This is a genomic window from Chryseobacterium sp. WG23, from assembly GCF_024586575.1.
In the GTDB taxonomy this organism is placed as follows: Bacteria; Bacteroidota; Bacteroidia; order Flavobacteriales; family Weeksellaceae; genus Chryseobacterium.
Genome location: NZ_JALCZE010000031.1, coordinates 1 through 641 on the forward strand (window position 1 = coordinate 1; position 641 = coordinate 641).

Annotated in this window: 1 protein-coding gene; it reads left to right on the forward strand. The window is 43.7% G+C overall.

Features of this window, described 5'->3' with window-relative positions; translation table 11 throughout:
• Positions 1 to 641: terpene synthase family protein (locus MP477_RS22675; protein WP_257192289.1), on the forward strand; the 641-nt coding region annotated here is incomplete at both ends.

Genomic DNA, 641 nt, shown 5'->3' on the forward strand with positions numbered 1-641 from the left:
CCCAATGCCGAGCAATTGCAGGAGATCACCGAGAAACAATGGATCGACGGGGAATACCTGTGGCTTTATGAGCAGAATCCCGATCTACGCAAAAAGTACAAAAAAACAAAGACGGCCCATATTGCGGCCCAATGGTTTCCAACTGCATCACCAGAACGGTTCAAACCCATCTGCAGGCTAATGCTGTGGACCCTCTACAATGATGACCTTTATGAAGAAAGTGAGCCTGAAGATATCGGACATATACATGCCCAATCAATTGCCATACTCAATGGTGAGATCAGTGCTGAAGATTCCGGAATCCCATTAGGTCCTATGCTGGCCGCATTAAGACAGGAGCTATTGCAGTTTATTCCCCAGGAATCGGTTTCCCGGTTTACAAAAATGATCAGCAAATATTTTACAGGATTAGAAACCGAATTAAAATACAAGAAAAATAAAGCCTATCCCAGTGTGAGTGAATGTATTGCCTTACGTGAAAACTCTATCTGCCTTTACCCTTTCCTTCAGCTTACAGAGCTGGAAACAGGAATTATTCTTCCGAAGGAGATCCATGAGCACCCGGTGATCATCCGTTTACAGACACTGGCCTGTCATCTGGTTACCTTTTTCAATGAAGTACAGTCTGTATTGAAAGATGA